The organism is Actinomadura alba (assembly GCF_014323705.1).
Lineage (GTDB): Bacteria > Actinomycetota > Actinomycetes > Streptosporangiales > Streptosporangiaceae > Actinomadura_C > Actinomadura_C alba.
In genome coordinates this window covers 1-874 of record NZ_JABVEC010000095.1, presented here as the reverse complement: position 1 = coordinate 874, position 874 = coordinate 1, and the positions used below count along the sequence as shown (strand labels likewise).

The following is an 874-nucleotide window of genomic DNA, read 5'->3' as shown; positions in this document are numbered from 1 at the left end:
TCGATCGACCACACGGCCCTGATGGACCGAGTGCGCCGCCGGGTCAAGGACAAACGCGTACTGGCGCTGGTGAAGGCGTTCCTCAAGGCCGGGATCCTCACCGAACTCGGCGAAAACAAGGACACCCCCACCGGCACGCCGCAAGGCGGCATCCTGTCCCCGCTGCTGGCCAACATCGCCCTGTCGGTGCTCGACGAGCACCTGCACAGGCCGTGGCAACCCGGCGGGGCCATGTCGACCGAGAGCAGACGCGCCGGCCGCCGCCGCAAGGGCCAGCCGAACTGGCGGATCGTCCGCTATGCGGACGACTTCGTCGTCTTGGTGCATGGCACCCGGCAGGACACCGAAGCGGTCCGCGAAGACATCGCCCTCGTGCTCGAACCTGCCGGCCTGCGCTTGTCGCAAGCCAAGACGCAAGTCGTGCACCTGGCTGATGGGTTCGACTTCGTCGGGTTCCACATCCGGTGGCGCCGCAAACGGGGAACGAACACCTGGCACGTCTATACCTTCATCGCCGACCGGCCCATCCAGTCGCTGAAGGCCAAGATCCGTGCCCTGACACACAGGAAGTCACAACAGGACCTGGGATCCGTGCTGAGAAGACTCAACCTGATCATGCGCGGATGGGCCAACTACTTCAAGCACGCCGTGGCCAAACGCATCTTCGACCACCTGCACCAGTTCACCTGGCGCAGGCTCATCAAGATGATGGCGGTCCGGCACCACTGGAGCTGGAAGGACGTCCGCCGCTGGCTCGTCACCCCCTCCGGGAGGTGGCGGCCCATCGCTGCGGACGGGATCGAACTGTTCAACATCGCCAGCGTCCCGGTCACCCGATACCGCTGGCGCGGCAGCCGCATCCCCAACCCCTGGA

General features: G+C 65.8%; 1 protein-coding gene. It reads left to right on the top strand.

Annotation, left to right across the window (positions count from 1 at the left end):
- Positions 1–21: 21 nt before the first annotated feature.
- A partial coding sequence (locus HKK74_RS38880; protein ID WP_246492433.1) for a group II intron maturase-specific domain-containing protein occupies positions 22–874 on the top strand: 853 nt, incomplete at its 3' end.